Below are 21,352 nucleotides of genomic sequence, written 5' to 3'. Positions count from 1 at the left end.
GGAATGTGGACCTGACCGGGAACACCGGGGCGGCGCGGCAGGCGCTGCTGACCATGTGGACGATCCGCCGGTTCGAGGAGGCCGTCGACGACCTGTTCGCCCGCGGGCTCATGCACGGCACCATGCACCTTTCCATCGGTCAGGAGGCGGTGCCGGTCGGCGCGTGCCTGGCGCTGGCGGACGGCGACTACATCACGTCCACCCACCGCGGCCACGGGCACTGCATCGCGCGCGGGGCGCGGCTGGACGCGATGATGGCCGAACTGCTCGCCAAGGAGACCGGCTACTGCCGCGGGCGGGGCGGTTCGATGCACATCGCGGACGTGGCGACCGGGAACCTCGGCGCGAACGGGATCGTCGCCGGGGGAGTGCCGATCGCCGCGGGCGCCGGGCTCGCGATCCGGATGCGCGGCGGTCCGCGGGTGGTGGTGAGCTTCTTCGGCGACGGCGCGGTCAACGAGGGCGCCTGGCACGAGGGCGTGAACCTCGCCGCGATCTGGGATCTGCCGGTGGTGTTCGTCTGCGAGAACAACCACTACGGGATGTCGATGCCGGTGGCCCGGGCGTTCCGGGTCGAGCGGCTCGCCGAACGGGCGGCGGCCTACGGCATCCCGGGGGAGACCGTGGACGGCAACGATCCGCAGGCCGTGCACGACGCGGTGGGCAAGGCCGTGGCCCGGGCGCGGTCCGGGGCCGGACCGTCCTTTGTGGAGGCGGTGACCTACCGCTGGAAGGGCCATTCCAAGAGCGACAAGAACCTCTACCGCACCCGCGAGGAGATCGAGCGGTGGCGGGAACGGGATCCGATCGCCCGGTTCGAAACCCGGTGCGCGCTGACCGAGGCGGAGCTCGCCGAAGTCCGCGACCAGGCGCGCGACCGGGTCCGCGAGGCGATCCGGATCGCCAACGCGGCCCCGGACGCCGCGGCCGATTCCCTGACCGACGCGGTCTACGCGAGCTGAGGAGTGACATGACGGCGGTACTGCCCGAGCAGACCGGGGTGGCCGAACGCACGCTGACCTACGCCGAAGCGGTGCGCGAAGCCCTGGCACAGGCGATGGCGGCCGACGACCGAGTGTTCGTCCTCGGCGAGGACGTCGGCGCCTACGGCGGTGCGTTCGGGGTGACCGGCGACCTGGTGCACCGGTTCGGCGAGGAACGCGTCCGCGACACCCCGATCAGCGAACTCGGCATCGTCGGCGCGGCGGTGGGCGCGGCACTGGCCGGGATGCGGCCGATCGTCGAGATCCAGTTCTCGGATTTCACCGCGCAGGCCATGGACCAGATCGCCAACCAGGCCGCGAAGATCCATTTCATGCTCGGCGGGGCGGCGAGCGTGCCGATGGTGCTGCGCGCGCCGGGCGGATCGGGGACCGGTGCGGCGGCACAGCATTCGCAGAGCCTGGAGGCGTGGTTCGCGCACGTGCCGGGGCTCAAGGTGGTCATGCCCGCCACCCCGGCGGACGCGAAGGGGCTGCTGCTCGCCGCGATCGACGATCCGAATCCGGTGGTCGTGCTGGAGCACAAGCTGCTCTACAAGCAGAGCGGACCGGTGCCCGAGGCTGCGGCCCGGGTGCCGCTGGGCGAGGCCGCCGTGCGCCGCGCCGGTGCCGATCTGACGATCGTGGCCACCGGGGTGATGGTGTCCCGCTCGCTCGAGGCGGCGGATCGGCTTGCCGCGCAAGGGATCGAGGCGAGCGTGCTGGATCCGCGCACGCTCGTACCACTCGACGGTCAGGCCATTGTGGACAGTGTGCGTGCGACCGGCCGGGCGTTGCTGGTGCAGGAGGCGCCGAAGACCGGCGGGTTCATGGCGGAGATCGCCGCGACGATCGCCGAGTCCCGCGCGTTCGGGTTCCTGCGGGCGCCGATCGGCCGGTTGTGCGGGCTGGACGTGCCGATTCCCTATGCGCCGCAACTGGAACGCGCCGCCGTCCCGCAGGTCGACGACATCGTGCGCGAGGCGAGTGAGCTGGTGCGGCGGTGGTAGAGCGCGAGATCCCGCTGGTCATGCCGAAGATGTCGATGACCATGACCGAGGGCACGTTCGTCTCCTGGCACAAGGCGCCGGGCGATCCGGTCCGGGCCGGTGAGGTGGTGTGCGAGGTCGCCACCGACAAGGTCGACATGGAGGTCGAGGCGAGCGTCGACGGCACCCTCGCCCGCCTGGTGGCCGAACCGGACGACGTGATCGCGGTGGGGGAGCCGATCGCCTACATCGCCACCTCCGCGGACGATCTCCTGGAAGGATTGTTCAACAATCCTCCCGTTGAATCGGAGACTTGTTCGATCGCCGGATCGGATGATGCGCTAGATGTTGCTGAAGAGGCAGTTGGGGCTGGTGTTACCAGTGTGATTGCCGCGGTTCCGGCGGCCCGGCGGCGGGCGGCCGAGCGGGGGATCGACCTGGCGGCCGTCACGCCGACCGGGCCTTGGGGGACCATCCGACTGTCCGATGTGGACAAATGGGTGGCCGGTGGGCGGGCCCCGCGCGACGGGCGGACTCCGCTCGACGAGTGGGAGTCACTCGGTGGGCGGGAAGTGCTCGGCGGGCGGGAAGTGCTTGGTGGGCGGGAAGTGCTTGGTGGGCGGGGGGCGCTCGGTGGGCGCGAGCCGGGCCGGGAACGGAAACCGCGTGGTGCGCGGGCGGCGGTGGCGCGCCGGATGTCGGCCAGCGCGGCGATTCCCCAGTTCGTGCTCCACCGCGAACTCGATCTGGAGGTCGCCCAGTCCCGGCGCGGGGCGGTCGGCTGGACGACCGTCCTCACCCACGCCTTCGCCACCGCGTTGCGCCACCACGGCGAACTGAACGCCGTCTGGACCGGAGACCAGGTGCGCCCCCGCACCGAACTCGGTGTCGCCCTCGCGATCGACACCGAACGGGGGCTGCTCGCTCCCGTGCTCACCGATCCGGACCGCCTCGGCCTCGACCAGCTCGCCGCGCGCATCGCCGATCTGGTCGCGCGGGCCCGCGGCGGCAAGCTCGCCCTGGCCGAACTGCGGGCCCCGGCCGCCACCACGGTGTCCAACCTCGGCGGATTCGGCGTCGAGTCGTTCCACGCCCTGCTCAGCCCGCCGCAGGCCACCGCGCTCGCCCTGGGCGAGGTGCGGCCGAAGGTCGTGCCGGTGCGCGGCGAGGTGACCGTTCGCCTGCGCTGCACCGCCGGGCTGAGCGTGGATCACCGGGTCGCCGACGGGGCCGAGGCCGCCCGCCTGCTGGCCACCATGCAGCGGATCTTGGACGGCGCGGACGACCCCTTATGATTTCCGTTGTGGCAGAACGACAATCCCGGCGGCGCCGCGCCAAGCCCGCGGTGCCGTTCGCGGCCGGGGTCGTCCTGGCCAGCGGTTCGGGCACGCGGGTCGGCGCGAGCCTGAACAAGGTCTACCTGCCCCTGGCCGGTCGGCGGCTGGTCTCCTGGTCCCTGGACGCGTTCCGGCGGGTGCCCGAAATCGGCGTCGTGGTCCTGGTGTCCCGCCCGCAGGACAGCGACCTGGTCGACTGGGTGCTCGACCGCGAGGTGAACGGCCTGCGCGTGGAAGTCGTGTACGGCGGCGACACCCGCCAAGCCTCCGAGCTGCGGGCACTGCGGCATCTCGCGTCCCGCATCGACGACGGCGTGATCGACACCGTGCTCCTGCACGACGCGGCCCGCCCGCTGATCAGCCCGGAGCTGATCTCCGGGGTGCTGCATTCGGCGCGGCGGCACGGCGGCGCGATCCCCGGCCTGCCCGCCGACGACATCGCCGCCGTGGACGACGAGGGCGAGCGGCTCGCCCAGCGCTCGCCCCGCGCGGTGATCCGCGCGCAGACCCCGCAGGGTTTCCGGGCCGCGCCCCTGCTCGCGGCCTACGAACAGGCGGCGCGCGAGGACTTCCTGGGCACCGACACCGCGTCCTGCATGGAGCGGTTCTCCGAACTGCCCGTGCACTGGGTCCGCGGCGAGCAGCAGAACTTCAAGATCACCTATCCGCACGACCTGCTGATCGCGGAGCAGGTGCTGGCGGCGTCGGAGTACCACACCTAGGGGGCGCGGATGGGCACCGTCGAGCACGTCACGCTGGCCTGTCCCCGGTGCGGGCAGGAAACCCGGCACGAGCTGGCCTATGCCGGGCGCCTGCTCGTGGTCACCACCTGCACCCGGTGCGGCAACAGCCTGGAGCGGGATGTTCGCGCCCGCTACCTGGCCGACCTCCGGCAGCGGATGATGAGCAAACCGGGCCGCATGCTGCGCCGGTTCCGCCGCCACCCGCTGTCCTTCACGACCTCGCTGCCGCGGACCGTCCCGTCGAAACCGCTGGAACTGATCGCCGAGGTCAAACTGGTCTGGCGGGCCGCCGCGGCGGCCCGCCAGCACGACAACACCGACTAAGGGGTCCTGGTCAGCGCCGGATCGCGCTCGATGACGCCGTCCAGCACCTCGTCGATCTTGGTGAGCAGATCGGCGTCCAGCTTCACCCCGGCCGCCTTGACGTTCTCGTGCACCTGCTCCGGCCGGGAGGCGCCGATGATCGCCGAGGCGACGTTCGGGTTCTGCAGCACCCAGGCCACCGCGAGCTGGGCCAGCGACAGCCCGGCCGCATCGGCGAGCGGGCGCAGCTTCTCCACCCGCTCGAGCACCTCGTCCCGCAGGAAGCCCTTCACGAAGTTCGCACCACCCTTCTCGTCGGTGGCGCGGGAACCCTCGGGCAGCGGCTGGCCCGGCTTGTACTTGCCGGTGAGCACGCCCTGCGCGATCGGCGACCAGACGATCTGGCTGATGCCCTCGCGTTCCGAGGCCGGGATGACCTGCGGCTCGATGACCCGCCAGAGCGCGTTGTACTGCGGCTGGTTGGAGATGAACGGCACGTTCAGCTCCCGCGCGATCGCCGCGCCGCGGGTGATCTGCTCGGCGTTCCACTCCGAAACGCCGATGTAGAGCACCTTGCCCTGGCGCACCAGATCGGCGAACGCGAGGAAGGTCTCTTCCAGCGGCACCGTCCGGTCGAAGCGGTGCGCCTGGTACAGGTCGACGTAGTCGGTCTGCAGCCGCTTCAGCGACGCGTTGGCCGACTCGATGATGTGCTTGCGGCCCAAGCCCTTGTCGTTCGGGCCACCGGGACCGGTCGGCCAGAAGACCTTGGTGAAGATCTCCAGGCTTTCCCGGCGCTGCCCGGCCAGGCCGCGCCCGAGCACCGACTCCGCGGCGGTGTTGGCATACACGTCGGCGGTGTCGAAGGTCGTGATCCCGGCGTCCAGCGCGGCCTTGATGCAGGCCTGCGCCTGGTCCTCCTCGACCTGGGAGCCATGGGTGAGCCAGTTCCCGTACGAGATTTCACTGATGTTCAGGCCACTGCGGCCGAGACGACGAAACTCCATACCGTCAACCCTAACCGAGAACGTTCGCCTTGCTAATTACCTGGAGTAGCTCCGGGCGGAGGCGTTCGTAACCCGGGGCGAGCGTGCGCAGGAGCCGGGCCGCGGACCCGTCGTCGCCCGTGGTGAGCGGGTACTGCAGGGCGCCGACCAGGCGTGCCTGCGTTCCCAGCGACTCGGCCACCCGCTCGAACTCGCCCAGCACGTCGGCCGCGTCGGCCAGGCGACGAGCGCCCAGCCGCACCGCGAAGTGGACCAGATGTCCGCGCAGCTCGTCGCTCGGCCCCGCCTCGACCAGATCCGCGAGCCGCAGCGCCGCCTCCGCGCTCCCGGGCAACCGGTCGGCCGCCACCACCATGGCGGCGCGCACCGCGTCGTCCGGTTCCACCCGCCGCACCCGCCGGAATCCGCCGCGCAGGGTGAACGACTCGCAGGGGTAGCCGATCGCGTCCGTGCGCCAGGCCGCCGCGAACTCCTCGACCGGAAGCGTGGCGTGGGGATGCCCGTGCGGATCGTGGAACCGGACCAGGCCGTCCTCGATGCCCAGGACCACGACGTAGTGGTCCGCGCCGATCGCCTCGCCGCTGCCGGGCTGGTGCCGGAACAGGCCCATCTCCACCGGCCCGGCGAGCACCGGCTCGGTCGCCGCGCGCAGCCGGTCGATCGCCTCCGCACCGGAGGCGGCACTCGTGCGCTCGCAGGTCCAGCCGAGCAGGTCGAGCGCGGCCGCGATGCCGACTTCGGGATCCCAGCCGGGCGGATCGAAGAAGGGCAGGTCACCTTCGAAGCTCAGGCCGAACGGCGACCCGGTCAGCACCTCCAGCGTGGCCGGGGGAGGCGCCTGGTCGCCGAGGATCATCGACAGGGAACTGGCGTAGCAGTACGGGCCGCCACCGACGTATCTCAGGTTCATGAGCCCGAGTGTGCCGATTTTCCTTGAAAAATGCCGAAAAACTAGACAGCGTCGCCGGGTTTCACGCGCGGCTTGGGCACCCGCAGCTTGCGGATCTGGCTGGCCCGGATGAACGCGTACCAGCCGATCGACCGCCCGTTCACGGTCTCCTTGGGGAACTTCTCCCGGACCTGCTTGGTGATCCGGCGGCCGCTGAAGAAGCCCTCGACGATCATGCCGACCAGCATCAGCGTGCACGCCAGCGTCGCGATCTGCTGGATCTGCGGGGACGGCACCAGCAGGGCGACGAACACCAGGATCGCCAGCGGCATGAACAGGCCGAGCAGGTTGCGCCGCGAGTCGACCAGGTCGCGCACGTACGCCTTGACCGGGCCGCGGTCGCGGGGGAGCAGGTACTTGTCCTCGCCCGCCATCATCCGCTCGCGGCGCTCCTTGGCGGCCGCGCGGCGGTCTTCCTTGCTGGTCGGGTTCGACTTGCGAAGTTCCTTGTTCCGCTTGATCGCCTCGCGGGTGGAGCGGGGCGGCGGGGCCACCGGCCCGCGCTTCTTCCCCTCGGCCTCGCGACGCTTCGGCGTGGCACGGCCCTTGCCGGGCGTGTACGACTTGGCCTGAGATTCGATGCTCTCGGCCACCTCCGCACCCTCGGAATCGGGGCTGTCGGTGGCTGTGGTGCTGTTGCGGCGCAGGAACCTCACCTCACCAGGGTATTGCAGGGCTCACTGCACCGGTGAAGCTGGTCGATACATGTGCAACCATGGAGGGGCGGAACAGATCGGGCACCTGGTGTGTTCCTAGGTAAGGACGGACCTGTACCCGCACGAAGCTTGACCGAGGGAGAGCCATGACGACCGCTGAGCAGACCGGCACCGAGCAGGCCGAGGCCACCCACGGTGTGACCTTGACCGACGCGGCCGCCGCGAAGGCGAAGGCCCTGCTCGAGCAGGAGGGCCGCGACGACATGCACCTGCGCATCGCCGTCCAGCCCGGGGGTTGCGCCGGCCTGCGCTACCAGTTGTTCTTCGACGAGCGCACGCTCGACGGTGACCTCTTCCGCGACTTCGACGGCCTCCGGGTCGCGGTCGACCGGATGAGCGCGCCGTACGTGGAGAGCGCGGTGATCGACTTCGTGGATTCGATCGAGAAGCAGGGCTTCACGATCGACAACCCGAACGCGACCGGCTCCTGCGCCTGCGGCGACTCGTTCCACTAAGCGGAAACGGCAGCGGGGCCGCGATCACGTCGATCGCGGCCCCGCTGTCATGCCTGGCGTCAGTGCTTGTTTGAGAACGCGCGGACGCGATCGGGCCGCCGGGGCTTGGCTTGGCGAGGCCACTCGCGTTCCGCTGTTCTGGCGCCCCGCCGTCCCGATCGCGTGGCCTTCGGCCGGGGCGCCTTCCCGGGCCAATTCATGCGGTCAGTCCGGTTTTCAGACGTTCTCTCAGACGTATTCGTCCAGATCGGCGACCTGGGCGTGGCACGCCTCGTCGACCGTCCACGGGCGGACCGCCGGCGGCGGCAGGACGGGCGCCTCGGCGCGGAGGGACTGGGGGATCAGCGCGCAGTCGGCGATGAGTTCGCCCAGCGTTTCTGGTTCGGCGGCAACGGTCATGCGACGACGGTATTGAGTGACTTTAGAGCGCAAAAGGCTTACTTCGCGGTAGTGTCGATCAGCGTGTGCGAACCACCCGTACGGGTAATGACTGGCGGGTAACTTCGCAGGTCAGGTCGTAAAATTCGACGTCTACGCTAGGAGAACCGGTGGCAGGCAGCGCCAGGATCGCGGTAGCCGGCAGTATCGCAACCGATCATCTCATGCATTTTCCCGGCAGATTCGCCGAGCAACTTGTCGCGGACCAGTTGGACCGTGTTTCGCTCAGCTTCCTCGCCGACGACCTGGTGGTGCGTCGCGGCGGGATCGGCGCGAACATCGCGTTCGGGCTGGGCGTGCTGGGGGTCCGGCCGGTGCTGGTGGGGGCGGTCGGCGACGACTTCGCCGACTACCGCTCGTGGCTGGAGCGCTACGGAGTGGACACCGCGGGTGTGCACGTGTCGGAGGTGGCGCACACCGCCCGCTTCGTCGCCACCACCGACGAGGACCTGTGCCAGATCGCCACCTTCTACGCCGGTGCGATGGCAGAGGCGCGCAACATCGAACTGGCCCCGATCGCGGAGCGCGTCGGCGGCCTCGAACTGATGATGATCAGCCCGGACGATCCGGAGGCGATGCTGCGCCACGCGCAGGAGTGCCGGGAACGCGGCTACGACTTCGTCGCCGACCCCTCGCAGCAGATCGCCCGGTTCGACGGCGAGCAGGCCCGCGCCTTCGTGGACGGCGCGAAGTACCTGTTCAGCAACGACTACGAATGGGGCCTGCTGAAGCAGAAGACCGGCTGGACCGAGCAGGACGTGATGAGCCGGGTCGGCATCCGGGTCACCACGCTGGGCGCCAAGGGCGTCGAGATCGTCGGCCCGGACGTGTCGCTGCAGGTCGGCGCCGTTCCGGAGACCGTGAAGGCCGACCCCACCGGCGTCGGTGACGGATTCCGCGCCGGCTTCCTCGCCGGTCTGCACGGCGGCCTGACCCTGGAGCGTTCGGCCCAGCTCGGCTCCCTGATCGCGGTCCTCGTGCTCGAGGTGGTCGGCCCGCAGGAGTGGACCTTCGACCGCGACGTGGCCCTGACCCGCATCCGCGAGGCCTACGGCCCCGAAGCCGCCGACGACATCGCCCCGATCCTCCCCGCCTGATCCGGCGCTTTCATGAGGGGACCCCTCCGGACAAATCCCGTCCGGAGGGGTCCCCTCATGACACTTCGGGGCGTCAGACCTTGACCGGGTAGTGCGGTTCCGGGACGTCCGGCTTGATGCGGTGTTCGATGAAGATGCCGTGCCAGAGCATGAAGACCAGCAGGGCCCAGAGGCGGCGGCTGTGGTCCAGCGTGCCCGCCTTGTGCTCCTCGAGCAGGGCCAGGACCGCGCGCTTGTCGAGGAGTTCGTCGGTCTGCGAGTCGGCGATGATCCCGCGCGCCCAGTCGTACATCTCCTCGCGCAGCCACACCCGGATCGGCACCGGGAACCCGAGCTTGCGCCGGTTCAGCACGTGCGCCGGCACGATGTCCTCCAGCGCCCGGCGCAGCGCGTACTTGGTGGTCTCCTTGGTGATCTTCTGGTCCAGCGGGATCCCGGCGGCGACCCGGAACACCTCGCGGTCCAGGAACGGCACCCGCAGCTCGAGCGAGTTGGCCATGGTCACCTTGTCGGCCTTGACCAGGATGTCGCCGCGCAGCCAGGTGAACAGGTCGACGTGCTGCATGCGGGCGACCGGGTCCCAGCCCCGCGATTCGCGGTACCACGGGCCGGTCACATCCTGGTGCCCGACGCCCTCGGTGAACGTGCGCAGCACCCCGCGCAGCTGGTCGTCGCGGAAGATCCGGGCGTTGCCGTAGTACCGCTCCTCCAGCGTGAGCGAGCCGCGGCGCAGCAGGTCCTTGCCGCGCGTGCCCTCCGGGATCCTGGCCGACACCCGGCCGATGATCTCCCGCACCTTGCCGGGGACCTTCTCGAACGGCGCCAGGGAGAGCGGCTCGTTGTAGATGGTGTACCCGCCGAACAGCTCGTCCGAGCCCTCGCCGGACAGCACCGCCTTGACGTGCTTGCGGGCCTCGCGGGCGATGAACCACAGCGGCACCAGCGCCGGATCGGCGACCGGATCGTCCAGGTACCAGACGATCAGCGGCAGCGCCTCCATCATCTCGTCGGCGGCGACCGTCCGGATGACGTGCTTCACGCCGATCGCGGCCGCGGATTCGGCGGCCACGTCGACCTCGGAGTAGCCCTCGCGCTCGAACCCGGTGGTGAACGCGATCAGGTTCGGGTTGTGCTCCTTGGCCAGCGCCGCGATCGCGGTGGAGTCGATGCCGCCGGACAGGAAGGCGCCGACGGTGACGTCCGGGTCGGCCACCATGTGCTTGGCGACCGAGTCCTTCATCACATCGGTGATCTCGCGGTGCAGCGCGGTGATCTCGGCGTCGGTGGTCACCGGCTTCGCGGTGAACCGCGGCACGAAGTAACGCTCGGTGGCCAGCTCGCCCCCGGGGGAGACGGTGAACGAGGTGCCGGACTCGATCCGCCGCACGCCCGCGTGCAGGGTCTCCGGCTCCGGCGTGTACTGCAGAACCAGGTAGTGCTGCAGTGCCGTGCGGTCGAGCTCCTCGGCCACGCCGAGCACCGGCGCCAGCTCCAGCAGGCTCTTCTTCTCGCTGGAGAACGCGATACCGCCGGGACCCTGGGAGTAGAACAGCGGTTTGATGCCGAACGGATCCCGCGCGCCGAAGACGACCTTGCGCTCGGAGTCCCAGATCAGGAAGGCGAACATCCCGCGCAGCTTGCGCACGGCCTCGGCGCCGTGGTGGTGGTACGCGGCGACGATCGCCTCGCCGTCGCCCTCGGTGTTGAACTTCACGCCGAACTCGGCGGTGAGCTCCTCGCGCAGTTCGAGGTAGTTGTAGATCTCGCCGTTGAAGTTCATCGTGTACCGGCTCGGGTTCTCCGGCGGGCCCCAGGTCAGGGGCTGGTGGGAGTGCTCCAGGTCGATGAACGCGAGCCGGTTGAAGCCGTAGACGACCTCGCCGTCGGCCCAGGTGTCGGTCTCGTCCGGGCCGCGGTGCCGCTGGCAGCGCAGTGCGGCGCCGACCGCGTCACGCGCTTCCGCCGCGTCCTTCTCCGTCGCACAAACCAGTCCCAGCAGGCCGCACACGCGCAGTCACACACCTCAGGTGAATAGGGGGCAATCCATAGGTCAGTCGATAGGCATTCGATAGGTCAGTCGATAGGTCAGTATGGCCGACACGACTGGTTACCCCTTGGTCGGGATGCTCCGATCACTCGGCTAGGCTCCGCTGGTGTCAAACGGATCGGTCGAGGAGGCTGGGTGAGAGGGCACCGCGCAGGGGGCAATCCAGAGCGCACCCCGGCAAAACGGTCGGCGAAGGTCGGCAGGGTAGCCGCGCTCGCTGGGCTCGTCGCGCTCGTCGCGACCGGGTGCTCGGGCGACGAGGTGCTGCGTTTCGGCTGGCCCGTCGGCGTCACCCCGCAGGCTGACAAGATGCGCGACCTGTGGACCTGGTCGGTCATCGCGGCGCTGGCTGTCGGCGTGATCGTCTGGGGCCTGATCTTCTGGTCGGTGGCCTTCCACCGGAAGAAGAAGACCGCTCCCGGCGAGGCCGAGGAGCTCCCGCGCCAGTTCCAGTACAACGTGCCGCTGGAACTGTTCTGCGTGGTCGTGCCGATCATCATGGTCTGCGTCCTGTTCTTCTTCACCGCCACGACCGAGAACAACGTCCTGGACAAGAAGGACAACCCGGACGTCACCGTCGACGTGATCGCCTTCCAGTGGAACTGGGAGTTCCGCTACCCGGGCGAGTCGCGCACGGCGACCGCGGAGACGATCAGCACGGTCGGCAGCTCCAGCGAGATCCCGCTGCTCGTGCTGCCGACGAACAAGACCATCCAGTACAACATCCGCTCCACGGACGTGATTCACTCCTTCTGGGTGCCGGAGTTCCACTTCAAGCGGGACGTCATGCCGTACCCGGAGAAGAACAACCAGGACTCCTCGTTCCAGAACTCCATCGACCGCGAGGGTTCCTTCGTCGGCCGGTGCGCGGAGCTGTGCGGCACCTACCACGCGGTGATGAACTTCGAGGTCCGCGCGCTGTCGCCGGACAAGTACGCGCGCTACATTCAGCTGCGGACCCAGATCAACCCGCAGACCGGGCGGCCGAACACCGCGGCCGAGGCGCTGTCGGCGATGAACTGCGGCGAGCTGTGCACGCCGCACGCGGTGACCACGCAGCCGTTCAACACCGACCGCACCGCGCGGACCGCGTCCGGCTGAGCCCGGCCGGTTCGTCAGGTTCGAGTACCAGAGCAAGAGTGAGGACGCGTCCATGAAGGTCGAAGCCCGGATTTTCGACATCGTCACGGTCTTTGCCTTTCTCGTAGCGGTGATCTACGGGGTGATGACCGGCGCGATGACCAAGGACGGCGTGGAGCCGGTCGGGTTGGTGGCGCTGATCCTGACCGGCGGGCTGGCCCTGCTGGCCGGGAGCTACCTGCGGTTCATCTCGCGCCGGATCGAGGCCCGCCCGGAAGACCGCGAGGACGCGGAGATCAGCGACGGGGCCGGTGAGCTGGGCTTCTTCAGCCCGGGCAGCTACTGGCCCATCGCGCTGGCCGCCTGCGCCGCCATGGGCGGGCTGGCGCTGGCCTTCTTCCACGTCTGGATGCTGGTGATCGCGATCGTGGCCCTGCTCATCGCGATCGGCGGCCTGGTGTTCGAGTACCACACCGGCCCCGACCACGAGTAGTCACCGCCGCCGCTTGGCAAGGGCGGCCAGCAATACGGCCGCCATGCCGAGTCCCTCCAGCCAGCCGATCCGGTGCCCGTACGCGAGCACGTCCACGAGGACGGCCACCACCGGGTACACATAGGACAGCAGGGCCACCGTGCCGGTGGGCAGTTTGCCGATGCTGCCGTAGATCAGGACGTACAGCAGCGCGGTGTGCACCGCGCCGAGCAGTACCAGCCACAGCAGACCGTCCGGAGTGGACGGTAGCGGGGTGAGCAGCAGCGCCGGGGCGAGCAGTACCGCGCCGGTCGCGCACTGGATCGCGGCCAGCAGGTGCGGGCGCACGTGGTCCAGCCGCTTCCCGATCAGCGAGGCGCCCGCGTAGAGCACGGCGGCGCCCAGGGCGAGCGCGATCCCTTCCGGGCGCACCGGTTCGCCGTCCACGCCCTGCGCGCTCAGCGAGATCAGCGCGACCCCGGCGAACGCGATCCCGGCCCGGGCCAGCGCGCCGCGGCCGATCTTCTCCCGTAGCAGCAGCGCGGCCAGGCCGACCAGCAGCAGCGGCTGCGTGTGGTACACCACCGTGCTCACCGCGATCGAGGACAGCGCGTACGAGGCGAACAGCAGCACCCAGTTGCCTACCAGGAACAACCCGCCCAGTACGGCCAGCCCCAGGTCGCCGCGCGTCAGCGTCCACGGCCGGAACCAGCCGCGCGCCAGGCACCACAGCACCAGCAGCAGCCCGCCGACGAAGCAGCGGGCGAACGCGACCGCGGGCGCCGCCGCCCCACTCTCCAGCACGACCGCCCCGATCGTTCCGGACAGCGCCATCGCAGCGGACCACTTCAGCAACGCCCGCGAGCCGGTGGCCGGGGCCGCCGCGGGCAAGGTTCGTGTTGTCATGCGGCCAGCCTGCGCCGCGGCGATCCGCCCGGCGAGTGGCAGGGATGACATCGACCGCAAAACTTGTGACAGGCTGTCGGTATGGCTGTGAACCGCGTGGCCGTCCTGGTCGCCGACCGGGTGTCGCCCTTCGAACTCGGGGTCGCGTGCGAGGTCTTCGGCACCGATCGCAGCGCCGACGGCATCGAGGGCTGGGAGTTCGCCGTTTGCTCCCCGGAAGGCGCGAACGCGCGCAGCTGGTCGGGTTTCGGCCTGACCGGGCTGTCGGGTCTCGATTTCGCCGAAACCGCGGAGCTGCTGATCGTCCCGACCTGCGAGCCCCGCAGTGCCCGGCCACCCGAGCCGCTGCTGGACGCGCTGCGCGCCGCCGCGGACCGGGGCGCCTGGGTCGCCGGATTCTGCGCCGGGGTGTTCTCTCTCGGCTACGCGGGCCTGCTGGACGGCCGCCGCTGCACCGTGCACTGGGTCTACGAAAGCGAGTTCCGGCGGCGGTTCCCGGCGGCCGAAGTCGATCCGCAGGCGCTCTACGCGGACGACGGCGGCGTGCTCACCAGCGCGGGCACGGTGGCCGCGGTCGACCTGTGCCTGCACCTGGTGCGCCGCCTGCGCGGGGTGGACGCGGCGACCGCGCTGGCCCGGCGGATGGTCGCCGCGCCGCACCGGACCGGCGGGCAGGCGCAGTTCGTCGAGGCGCCGGTGCCCGCGGCCACGGCCACGGACGACACCGTGCTCGCCGAGGTGCTGGAGTGGATCGAGCGGCGGCTCGACCAGCCGGTCACGGTCGCCGAACTGGCCCGGCGCACCGGGCTGGGGGAGCGGACCTTCCTGCGCCGCTTCGCCGCGGCCACCGGCACCACCCCGCACCGGTGGCTCACCGAACGCCGCCTGGACCGCGCCCAGGGGCTCCTCGAGGCGGGTGCGCTGTCCATTGAGGACATCGCGGTGGCCTGCGGGTACTCCTCGGCCGCCGCGTTGCGCCACCAGTTCACCCGGCTGCGCGGCACCAGCCCGAGCGCCTACCGCCGCGCGTTCACCGGAGCCGGATGAGGATCAGAAACTCGACGACGAAGGTGCCCTCCTTGCACCCGCAAGGATCGCGCTCCCTTGAGGGAGGAAATCGGGTGGTTGCGTTCTCTGGCAAGGGGGCCGAGTGCTGGGGTCGTGCTCGCCAGGCGCAAGGGTGGGGAACTCGCCTACCGAAATGGGGAACTCGGTAGAACGAAACGGGGAACTCGCACGTCCGAAACGGGGGACTCGCGGCAACGGGACAGGCTTCAGGCCCTCGCCAGCGGGAGATTCTTCTCTTTTCGGATCAGTGCGACCCGGACCCGGGCGCTCAGGCCCGGAACGCCGCCCAGCGGGCCAGCAGGTCCGCGGCCGCCCCGGAATCCACGGCGTGCGCCGCCTTTTCCAGTCCCGCGGCCAGATCCTCGAGCAGGGCGCCGGAAAGCCCGCCGTGCGCGGCGAGCGCGGCCGCCGCGTTGAGCAGCACCGCGTCCCGCACCGGACCGGTCTTCCCGGCCACCAGGTCGCGCACCGCCTCGGCGTTGGTCGCCGCGTCCCCGCCGCGCAGGTCCCCGGCCGTCGCGCGTGGAATGTCCAAATCGGACGGATCCACGGTGACTTTCCTTACCTCGCCGCCGGAAACGATCCACACCGTACTGGTGGTCGTGGTGGTGATCTCATCGAGACCGTCGTCCCCGCGCACCAGCAGCAGGCTCGACCCGCGCCCGGCGAACACCCGGGCGAGCACCTCGGTCTTGTCCGGGTACGCGCAGCCGACCAGGCCCGCGCTCGGCTGGGCCGGATTGGTCAGCGGGCCCAGCAGGTTGAACGTGGTCGGCACGCCCAGTTCCCGCCGCGGCGATCCGGCGTGCCGGAAGCTGGGGTGGAAGATCGGCGCGAAGCAGAATCCGATGCCCAGTTCGGCGACGCAGCGTTCGACACCGTCCGGCTGCAGATCGATCGCGATGCCCAGGGCTTCCAGCACGTCCGCCGCGCCGGACTTCGACGAGGCCGCGCGGTTGCCGTGCTTGACCACCACGGCCCCGGCCGCGGCCGTCACCAGCGAGGCCATGGTCGAGATGTTCACCGAGCCGGACCGGTCGCCGCCGGTGCCCACGATGTCCACCGCGCACCCCTCGACGCGTATCCGCCGCGCGTGCGCGAGCATCGCGTCGGCCATCCCGGCGATCTCGGCCGGTGTCTCACCCTTGGCGCGCAGGGCGACGGCGAATCCGGCGATCTGGGCCGGGGTCGCGGCACCCGACATCACCTGGTCCATCGCCCAGCTGGTGTCCCGTTCGGACAGATCGGCGCCCGCGATGAGCTGGTTGAGCAGGACGGCCCAGGTCTGCGTTGGGGCGGCCATCAGCCGTGCACGGACGGGACCCGTCGCGACCGGAGCACGTCGGCGACGGTCTCGGCCGCGGTCAGCGGGTCCAACGGATGCACGAGCACGGCTTCGGCCTGCGACCAGGTCGCGAGCCATCGGTCGTCCTTGCGCCGCACGGCCACCACGATCGGCGGGCAGTCGGCGATCTCGTGCTTGAGCTGGCGGCACAGGCCGATGCCGCCGGTGGGCTGGGCCTCGCCGTCCAGGATCGCGAGGTCGACGTTCCCCTCGTCCATCTCGGCGAGCACGTCACCGACCCCGGCGACCTCCACGTAGTCGACCCGGCCGAGGTCGGTGGCCGGCCGGCGGCCGACCGCCGAGATGATCGACTCGCGGACCTCCGCCCGGTGGCTGAACACCAGAATCCTCATCGGCTGCTCGGTCATGGACGTCTGCCTCCGGACTGTCGCGTGGTGGGTGACGGTGATGCTATCCGCCCAAGGTCACACTGTGGTCCACCCCATGCTTTCTCAGTGTCCCAATTGCAACGCGTCCCACCCCAGCGAATCGCCGCCGAGCCGCTGGGCGAGCCCGGCCATCCGCGCCCGTTCCTGGGCGCAGTGCAGGGCGTCCAGGGTCTGCACGCGCAGCGCGTGCAGCCGCACCCGGTCCCCCTCGGCGGCGACTTCCCGCAGGTCCCAGGCGTCCTGGGCGAGCACGCTCCGCGCGTGGCCGACCTGTTCGCGGGGCAGCAGCAGGTGGTGGCGGAGCACCGCGGGCCGCTCGGCCACCCAATCGGCGGAACGGGCGAGCACCGCGGAGTCGGCCTCGGCCAGATCGAACGCCTCGGCCACGACCACCAGCCCCGGATCGTCGACGCTCAGCGCCGGCTTGGAACGCCCTCTGACCAGGTCACGGAGTCGATCTAGCAAACTCACCGGTAACTTCCACCCTTCGCGATCATCGCTGTGACGAACTCGCAGGCGACCCGCCGTGGACCCGACCGGCGAGCCCGCCTCGCGAGGAGACATAATGCGACTCGTGACAACGGCAGCTCCCACCATCAGCCAGCGGGTGCACTCGCTGAACCGGCCGAACATGGTCAGCGTCGGCACCATCGTTTGGCTGTCCAGCGAGCTCATGTTCTTCGCTGGGCTGTTCGCGATGTTCTTCACGGTCAAGGCCCAGAACTCGAGCGGTCATTGGCCGCCGATCCTGGAATCGACCGGTGAGCCGATCCACCTCGACGTGCCGTACGCGTTGCCGTTCACGGTCATCCTGGTGGCCTCGTCGTTCACCTGCCAGTTCGGCGTGTTCGCCGCCGAGCGCGGCGACGTCTTCGGCCTGCGCCGCTGGTACACGCTGACCCTGATCATGGGTGCGATCTTCGTGGGCGGTCAGGCCTACGAGTACTACACGCTCGTGAACGAGGGCGTGACCATTCCGTCCGGTCCCTGGGGCACGGTGTTCTTCCTCGCCACCGGTTTCCACGGGCTGCACGTGATCGGCGGGCTCGTCGCCTTCGTCTTCCTGCTGATCCGGACGAAGCTCAGCAAGTTCACGCCCGCTCAGGCGACCTCGGCGATCGTCGTGTCCTACTACTGGCACTTCGTCGACATCGTGTGGGTCGGCCTCTTCGCGGTCATTTACATCATTCCCTGACCGCACCAGCCAGCCCGAGATTTCGGCCCGAAACTGACAGCAAGGGTTGCCGCACAGATGACCACCACCAAGAAGACCTCGGAGCGCCGGTTCCGCGCGCGGACGAAACTGCGCAGGCGGATCGCCGGGCTGCTCGCCCTCGGTATCGCTCTGGTGAGCGCCGGCGCCCTGTACGCCGTCTTCGCCCCCGAGCCGCAGACCGCGCAGGCCGACGCCGATCCGGCGCTCCTGCGCAAGGGCGCGGAGGTCTACAACAACACCTGCATCTCGTGCCACGGCGCGAACCTGGAGGGTGTGCAGGACCGCGGACCGGCCCTGATCGGCGTCGGCGAGGCGTCGGTGTACTTCCAGACCTCGTCCGGCCGGATGCCCGCCGTCCGCCAGGAGGCCCAGGCGCAGCGCAAGCCGCCGAAGCTGACCCCGGAGGAGATCGACGCGCTCGGCGCGTACATCCAGGCGCACGGCGGCGGCCCGGAGCGGCCCGCCGAGCGCGGTGAGGCCCTGCGCGGCTCGGACCCCGCCCGCGGTGGCGAGCTGTTCCGGCTCAACTGCGCCTCCTGCCACAACTTCACCGGCCGCGGCGGCGCGCTGTCGTCCGGGAAGTTCGCGCCGAACCTGGACCCGGCGAACGAGGACCAGCTCTACACCGCGATGCTCACCGGCCCGCAGAACATGCCGAAGTTCTCCGACCGGCAGCTCACGCCGGAGGAGAAGAAGGACATCGTCGCCTACATCAAGTCGGTCTCCGAGGGCAACAACAACCCGGGCGGCAACGGGCTCGGCGGGTTCGGTCCGGCGACCGAAGGCGTCATCGCGTGGATCGTGGGCATCGCCGCACTGATCGGCGTGACCTTGTGGATTGGATCGAGGGCATGAGTAGCGGCAACGAGCCGAAGCCGCCCACCGAGGCGGAACTGGCCGAAATGGACCGGGACCAGCTGGTCAAGCTGGGGACCAACCTGGACGGGGTCGACATCGTCGACTACCCGACCCCGTGGCCGGTCGAGGGCACCCGCGCGGAGAAGCGCGCCGAGCGGTTGGTGGCGTTCTGGTTCGCCCTGGCCGGGCTGGCCGGGCTCGCGTTCGTGGTCGCGCTCATCTGGTGGCCGTGGCAGTACGAGCCGCCGAACCACGAGAACAAGCACTTCCTGTACAGCCTGTACACGCCGATCCTCGGCGTCACGCTGGGTGTCGCGGTGCTCGGCATCGGCGTCGGCGCGATCCTGTACACCAAGAAGTTCATCCCGCACGAACTCACGGTCCAGCAGCGCAGTGACAACAACGGCGAGGGATCGGCGGAGGTCGACAAGGCGACGATCCTGGCCCAGCTCGCCGACGCCGGGAACCGCAGCACGATCGCCCGCCGGTCGCTGATCAAGCGGAGCGCCGGGCTCGGCGCCGGGGCGCTCGGCCTCGGCCTGGTCGCGCTGCCGATCGCCTCGTTCATCAAGAACCCGTGGAAGCACAGCGACACCAAGGAGTCGCTGTGGCACACCGGCTGGCAGCCCACGCACCCGGGCGAGGTCGTGTACCTGCGCCGCAACACCGGTAAGCCGGAAGAGGTCGTGCTGGTCCGCCCGGAAGACCTCGACGCGGGCGCGATGGAGACGGTGTTCCCGTTCCGGGAGAGCGAGCGCGGTGACCACAAGGCGCTGTCCGAGGCATTGCGGCGCTCCGACAACCCGGTGATGCTGATCCGCCTGCGCCCCTCCGACGCGGCCAAGGTGGTCAAGCGCAAGGGCCAGGAGGACTTCAACTTCGGCGACTACTACGCGTACACGAAGATCTGCAGCCACGTGGGTTGCCCGACTTCGCTGTACGAGCAGCGGACCAACCGGATCCTCTGCCCGTGCCACCAGTCGCAGTTCGACGCGTTGCATTATGCGAAACCGGTCTTCGGTCCGGCTACTCGCGCTCTCGCCCAGTTGCCCATTACAGTGAATGAAGAGGGTTATCTGGTGGCCAAGGGCGACTTCATCGAGGCTATCGGCCCGGCGTTTTGGGAGCGTAAGTCATGAGTTCACTCACCACGCCGACAAAGGGGACCAACCCCGCGGAAAAGGCCGCCGGGCACGCGGCGAAGGCGTTGGACGAGCGGCTCCACCTGGCCAAGGGCCTGCGCCACCAGTTCAACAAGGTCTTCCCGACGCACTGGTCGTTCCTGCTCGGCGAGATCGCGCTCTACAGCTTCATCGTGGTGCTGCTGTCCGGGGTGTACCTCACCCTGTTCTTCGACCCCTCGATGGAGGAGGTCACCTACAACGGCAGCTTCCAGAACCTGCAGGGCGTCGAGATGTCCAAGGCGTTCGCGAGCACGCTGAACATCTCGTTCGACGTCCGCGGCGGGCTGTTCGTCCGGCAGGTGCACCACTGGGGCGCGCTGGTGTTCGTCGCCGCCATGGCCGTGCACATGTTCCGGATCTTCTTCACCGGCGCGTTCCGCCGCCCGCGTGAGGCGAACTGGACCATCGGCGCGCTGCTGCTGATCCTGGGCTGCTTCGAAGGCTTCTTCGGCTACTCGCTGCCGGACGACCTGCTTTCCGGCATCGGCATCCGGGCGACCCTGTCCGGCATCGTGCTCGCCACCCCGGTGATCGGGACCTGGCTCCACTGGGCGCTGTTCGGCGGGGAGTTCCCGGGCACCGAGATCATCCCGCGCCTGTACACCCTGCACATCCTGCTCATTCCGGGCATCATGCTCGGGCTGGTCGCGGTCCACCTCGCGCTGGTCTGGTACCAGAAGCACACCCAGTTCCCGGGCGTGCGGCGCAAGGAGACCAACGTGGTCGGCGTGCGGATCATGCCGTACTTCGCGGTCAAGGCCGGCGCCTTCTTCGCCGTGGTCACCGGTGTCATCGCGCTGATGTCCGGCGTCTTCCAGATCAACGCGATCTGGAACTTCGGCCCGTACAACCCGTCGCAGGTGTCCGCCGGTTCGCAGCCGGACTGGTACATGGCCTGGCCCGACGGCTTCCTGCGCATCTGGCCGCCGTGGGAGATCTACCTGGGCAACTACACCATCCCGGCGCCGATCTTCGCGGCCACCTTCGGGATGGGCACCGCGTTCGCGTTCCTGTTCCTCTACCCGATGATCGAACGCAAGCTGACCGGGGACACCGCGCACCACAACCTGCTGCAGCGGCCGCGGGACGTCCCGGTCCGCACCAGCATCGGGATGATGGGCATCGCGTTCGTGTTCGTCGGTATGATCTCCGGTTTCAACGACATCATCGCCTTCAACTTCGACATCTCGTTGAACGCGATGATCTGGATCGGCCGGATCGGTGTGCTGGTGTTGCCGCCGCTGACGTACTTCATCACCTACCGGATCTGCCTCGGCCTGCAACGGGCCGACCGGGAAGTGCTGGAGCACGGGGTGGAGACCGGCATCATCAAGCGCCTGCCGCACGGTGAGTTCATCGAGATCCACCAGCCGCTGGGCCCGGTGGACGACCACGGCCACCCGATCCCGCTGGAGTACCAGGGCGCGGCGGTGCCCAAGAAGATGAACAAGCTGGGCTCGGCCGGCCGGGCGATCCCGGGCACCCTGCTCTCCCCGGACCCGTCCGAGGAGACCGCGGCGCTCGACCGCGCCCACGGCAACGGCCACGGCAACGGTCATGTCACGGATGCGGGCGAGGCCGAAGCCGAGCAGATCCCGGCCGGGCGGAAAACCCCCGAGCACTGATCCGCACTCAGCCGACGAAGTGCCCTTCCCTGTTCACCGGGGGAGGGCACTTCGTTGTTTGTGCGGCGGTTGCCTTGTGGGGTGGGTCGTGAGTGTTTGGGCCGGTTCTAACCGGTCTGGTGTTTTAACGTGGGGGGTTGGTGGTTTT

At 69.6% G+C, this 21,352-nt stretch carries 23 protein-coding genes; 14 read left to right on the top strand and 9 right to left on the bottom strand.

Features of this window, described 5'->3' with window-relative positions; translation table 11 throughout:
• Window positions 1-5: 5 nt before the first annotated feature.
• Genes FXO23_RS46715 through FXO23_RS46690 form a run of 5 tightly spaced genes read left to right on the top strand, consistent with a single transcriptional unit; the run spans window position 6 to window position 4,373 of the window.
• Window positions 6-962 carry a thiamine pyrophosphate-dependent dehydrogenase E1 component subunit alpha gene (locus tag FXO23_RS46715; RefSeq protein ID WP_158894962.1) on the top strand — a complete coding sequence of 319 codons (957 nt, stop codon included), beginning with the start codon at window positions 6-8 and terminating at the stop codon, window positions 960-962.
• 8 nt (window positions 963-970) lie between these two features.
• Window positions 971-1,990, top strand: coding sequence for an alpha-ketoacid dehydrogenase subunit beta (locus tag FXO23_RS46710; RefSeq protein WP_158894960.1), 1,020 nt, complete (start codon window positions 971-973; stop codon window positions 1,988-1,990).
• On the top strand, window positions 1,984-3,264 hold the full coding sequence (locus FXO23_RS52070; protein WP_246258510.1) for a dihydrolipoamide acetyltransferase family protein: 1,281 nt from the start codon (window positions 1,984-1,986) through the stop codon (window positions 3,262-3,264). Before FXO23_RS46710 ends, FXO23_RS52070 begins: the two co-directional genes overlap by 7 nt.
• Window positions 3,261-4,028, top strand: a complete 768-nt coding sequence (locus tag FXO23_RS46695) for an IspD/TarI family cytidylyltransferase (RefSeq protein ID WP_158894958.1) — start codon at window positions 3,261-3,263, stop codon at window positions 4,026-4,028. Before FXO23_RS52070 ends, FXO23_RS46695 begins: the two co-directional genes overlap by 4 nt.
• A 9-nt stretch (window positions 4,029-4,037) precedes the next feature.
• Window positions 4,038-4,373: a hypothetical protein gene (locus FXO23_RS46690; protein WP_158894956.1), complete on the top strand. Its 336-nt coding sequence runs from the start codon at window positions 4,038-4,040 to the stop codon at window positions 4,371-4,373.
• Here FXO23_RS46690 and FXO23_RS46685 read toward each other — a convergent pair.
• Genes FXO23_RS46685 through FXO23_RS46675 form a run of 3 tightly spaced genes read right to left on the bottom strand, consistent with a single transcriptional unit; the run spans window position 4,370 to window position 6,964 of the window.
• Window positions 4,370-5,359 carry an aldo/keto reductase family protein gene (locus FXO23_RS46685; protein ID WP_158894954.1) on the bottom strand — a complete coding sequence of 330 codons (990 nt, stop codon included), beginning with the start codon at window positions 5,357-5,359 and terminating at the stop codon, window positions 4,370-4,372. The two genes, FXO23_RS46690 and FXO23_RS46685, sit on opposite strands and share 4 nt — an antisense overlap.
• Window positions 5,360-5,369: 10 nt before the next feature.
• Window positions 5,370-6,269, bottom strand: a complete 900-nt coding sequence (locus tag FXO23_RS46680) for a cysteine peptidase family C39 domain-containing protein (protein ID WP_158894952.1) — start codon at window positions 6,267-6,269, stop codon at window positions 5,370-5,372.
• A gap of 41 nt (window positions 6,270-6,310) precedes the next feature.
• Window positions 6,311-6,964 carry a DUF3043 domain-containing protein gene (locus FXO23_RS46675; RefSeq protein WP_158894950.1) on the bottom strand — a complete coding sequence of 218 codons (654 nt, stop codon included), beginning with the start codon at window positions 6,962-6,964 and terminating at the stop codon, window positions 6,311-6,313.
• 146 nt (window positions 6,965-7,110) lie between these two features.
• Between FXO23_RS46675 and FXO23_RS46670 the strand changes: the two genes are divergently transcribed.
• Complete coding sequence (locus tag FXO23_RS46670; protein WP_158894948.1) at window positions 7,111-7,479, top strand: HesB/IscA family protein; 369 nt, start codon at window positions 7,111-7,113, stop codon at window positions 7,477-7,479.
• Window positions 7,480-7,707: 228 nt separating this feature from the next.
• Here FXO23_RS46670 and FXO23_RS50935 read toward each other — a convergent pair whose 3' ends face one another.
• The gene (locus tag FXO23_RS50935) at window positions 7,708-7,878 is read right to left on the bottom strand and encodes a hypothetical protein (RefSeq protein WP_179957071.1); all 171 of its coding nucleotides are present in this window, start codon (window positions 7,876-7,878) and stop codon (window positions 7,708-7,710) included.
• Between the two features lie 149 nt (window positions 7,879-8,027).
• On the opposite strand from FXO23_RS50935, the gene FXO23_RS46665 reads away from it, so the two are divergent.
• Window positions 8,028-9,014 (top strand): carbohydrate kinase family protein, encoded by a 987-nt coding sequence (locus FXO23_RS46665; protein WP_158894946.1) that lies wholly within the window; start codon window positions 8,028-8,030, stop codon window positions 9,012-9,014.
• A 73-nt stretch (window positions 9,015-9,087) separates the two neighbouring features.
• Here FXO23_RS46665 and asnB read toward each other — a convergent pair whose 3' ends face one another.
• Entirely contained in the window at window positions 9,088-11,022 is a 1,935-nt protein-coding gene (gene asnB / locus FXO23_RS46660) for an asparagine synthase (glutamine-hydrolyzing) (protein ID WP_158894944.1), read from the bottom strand.
• A gap of 174 nt (window positions 11,023-11,196) precedes the next feature.
• Between asnB and ctaC the strand changes: the two genes are divergently transcribed.
• Together ctaC and FXO23_RS46650 are read left to right on the top strand one after the other, a co-directional pair.
• Entirely contained in the window at window positions 11,197-12,162 is a 966-nt protein-coding gene (ctaC, locus tag FXO23_RS46655) for an aa3-type cytochrome oxidase subunit II (protein ID WP_158894942.1), read from the top strand.
• A gap of 52 nt (window positions 12,163-12,214) precedes the next feature.
• Window positions 12,215-12,634: a cytochrome c oxidase subunit 4 gene (locus tag FXO23_RS46650; protein WP_158894940.1), complete on the top strand. Its 420-nt coding sequence runs from the start codon at window positions 12,215-12,217 to the stop codon at window positions 12,632-12,634.
• Here the strand turns inward: FXO23_RS46650 and FXO23_RS46645 are convergent, their stop codons facing one another.
• Complete coding sequence (locus FXO23_RS46645) at window positions 12,635-13,519, bottom strand: DMT family transporter (RefSeq protein WP_158894938.1); 885 nt, start codon at window positions 13,517-13,519, stop codon at window positions 12,635-12,637.
• Window positions 13,520-13,600: 81 nt separating this feature from the next.
• Between FXO23_RS46645 and FXO23_RS46640 the strand changes: the two genes are divergently transcribed.
• Window positions 13,601-14,566: a GlxA family transcriptional regulator gene (locus FXO23_RS46640; RefSeq protein ID WP_158894936.1), complete on the top strand. Its 966-nt coding sequence runs from the start codon at window positions 13,601-13,603 to the stop codon at window positions 14,564-14,566.
• Window positions 14,567-14,855: 289 nt separating this feature from the next.
• Here FXO23_RS46640 and trpD read toward each other — a convergent pair whose 3' ends face one another.
• The 3 genes from trpD to FXO23_RS46625 all read right to left on the bottom strand — a co-directional run bounded on the left by trpD (window position 14,856) and on the right by FXO23_RS46625 (window position 16,792).
• A complete protein-coding gene (gene trpD / locus FXO23_RS46635) occupies window positions 14,856-15,890 on the bottom strand; it encodes an anthranilate phosphoribosyltransferase (protein ID WP_158894934.1) in 1,035 nt (344 codons plus the stop codon).
• Entirely contained in the window at window positions 15,890-16,300 is a 411-nt protein-coding gene (locus FXO23_RS46630; RefSeq protein WP_158894932.1) for a hypothetical protein, read from the bottom strand. The genes trpD and FXO23_RS46630 overlap by 1 nt, the downstream gene beginning before the upstream one ends.
• An 84-nt stretch (window positions 16,301-16,384) precedes the next feature.
• Window positions 16,385-16,792 (bottom strand): hypothetical protein, encoded by a 408-nt coding sequence (locus tag FXO23_RS46625; protein ID WP_158894930.1) that lies wholly within the window; start codon window positions 16,790-16,792, stop codon window positions 16,385-16,387.
• Window positions 16,793-16,886: 94 nt separating this feature from the next.
• Between FXO23_RS46625 and ctaE the strand changes: the two genes are divergently transcribed.
• From ctaE to qcrB, 4 genes are read left to right on the top strand one after another with little or no spacing between them, the layout of a single operon-like run.
• A complete protein-coding gene (gene ctaE / locus FXO23_RS46620; RefSeq protein WP_158894928.1) occupies window positions 16,887-17,516 on the top strand; it encodes an aa3-type cytochrome oxidase subunit III in 630 nt (209 codons plus the stop codon).
• Between the two features lie 57 nt (window positions 17,517-17,573).
• Window positions 17,574-18,392 carry a cytochrome bc1 complex diheme cytochrome c subunit gene (gene qcrC / locus FXO23_RS46615; RefSeq protein ID WP_158894925.1) on the top strand — a complete coding sequence of 273 codons (819 nt, stop codon included), beginning with the start codon at window positions 17,574-17,576 and terminating at the stop codon, window positions 18,390-18,392.
• Window positions 18,389-19,534 carry a cytochrome bc1 complex Rieske iron-sulfur subunit gene (qcrA, locus tag FXO23_RS46610; RefSeq protein WP_158894922.1) on the top strand — a complete coding sequence of 382 codons (1,146 nt, stop codon included), beginning with the start codon at window positions 18,389-18,391 and terminating at the stop codon, window positions 19,532-19,534. Before qcrC ends, qcrA begins: the two co-directional genes overlap by 4 nt.
• Window positions 19,531-21,204, top strand: a complete 1,674-nt coding sequence (gene qcrB, locus FXO23_RS46605; RefSeq protein ID WP_158894919.1) for a cytochrome bc1 complex cytochrome b subunit — start codon at window positions 19,531-19,533, stop codon at window positions 21,202-21,204. The genes qcrA and qcrB overlap by 4 nt, the downstream gene beginning before the upstream one ends.
• Window positions 21,205-21,352: the final 148 nt, after the last annotated feature.

The sequence above is a fragment of the Amycolatopsis anabasis genome (assembly GCF_009765355.1).
Taxonomy (GTDB): Bacteria; Actinomycetota; Actinomycetes; order Mycobacteriales; family Pseudonocardiaceae; genus Amycolatopsis; species Amycolatopsis anabasis.
The sequence above is the reverse complement of the archived record's forward strand: the minus strand, read 5'-3'. Positions and strand labels throughout refer to the sequence as shown.

Bases quoted from the DNA above. Each gene is read 5' to 3' on its own strand.
- FXO23_RS46710 (WP_158894960.1), top strand. From the start codon at position 971: ATGACGGCGGTACTGCCCGAGCAGACCGGGGTGGCCGAACGCACGCTG.
- FXO23_RS46695 (WP_158894958.1), top strand. From the start codon at position 3,261: ATGATTTCCGTTGTGGCAGAACGACAATCCCGGCGGCGCCGCGCCAAG.
- FXO23_RS46690 (WP_158894956.1), top strand. From the start codon at position 4,038: ATGGGCACCGTCGAGCACGTCACGCTGGCCTGTCCCCGGTGCGGGCAG.
- FXO23_RS46685 (WP_158894954.1), bottom strand. From the start codon at position 5,359: ATGGAGTTTCGTCGTCTCGGCCGCAGTGGCCTGAACATCAGTGAAATC.
- FXO23_RS46680 (WP_158894952.1), bottom strand. From the start codon at position 6,269: ATGAACCTGAGATACGTCGGTGGCGGCCCGTACTGCTACGCCAGTTCC.
- FXO23_RS46670 (WP_158894948.1), top strand. From the start codon at position 7,111: ATGACGACCGCTGAGCAGACCGGCACCGAGCAGGCCGAGGCCACCCAC.
- FXO23_RS50935 (WP_179957071.1), bottom strand. From the start codon at position 7,878: ATGACCGTTGCCGCCGAACCAGAAACGCTGGGCGAACTCATCGCCGAC.
- FXO23_RS46650 (WP_158894940.1), top strand. From the start codon at position 12,215: ATGAAGGTCGAAGCCCGGATTTTCGACATCGTCACGGTCTTTGCCTTT.
- FXO23_RS46645 (WP_158894938.1), bottom strand. From the start codon at position 13,519: ATGACAACACGAACCTTGCCCGCGGCGGCCCCGGCCACCGGCTCGCGG.
- FXO23_RS46640 (WP_158894936.1), top strand. From the start codon at position 13,601: ATGGCTGTGAACCGCGTGGCCGTCCTGGTCGCCGACCGGGTGTCGCCC.
- trpD (WP_158894934.1), bottom strand. From the start codon at position 15,890: ATGGCCGCCCCAACGCAGACCTGGGCCGTCCTGCTCAACCAGCTCATC.
- FXO23_RS46630 (WP_158894932.1), bottom strand. From the start codon at position 16,300: ATGACCGAGCAGCCGATGAGGATTCTGGTGTTCAGCCACCGGGCGGAG.
- ctaE (WP_158894928.1), top strand. From the start codon at position 16,887: ATGCGACTCGTGACAACGGCAGCTCCCACCATCAGCCAGCGGGTGCAC.
- qcrC (WP_158894925.1), top strand. From the start codon at position 17,574: ATGACCACCACCAAGAAGACCTCGGAGCGCCGGTTCCGCGCGCGGACG.
- qcrA (WP_158894922.1), top strand. From the start codon at position 18,389: ATGAGTAGCGGCAACGAGCCGAAGCCGCCCACCGAGGCGGAACTGGCC.
- qcrB (WP_158894919.1), top strand. From the start codon at position 19,531: ATGAGTTCACTCACCACGCCGACAAAGGGGACCAACCCCGCGGAAAAG.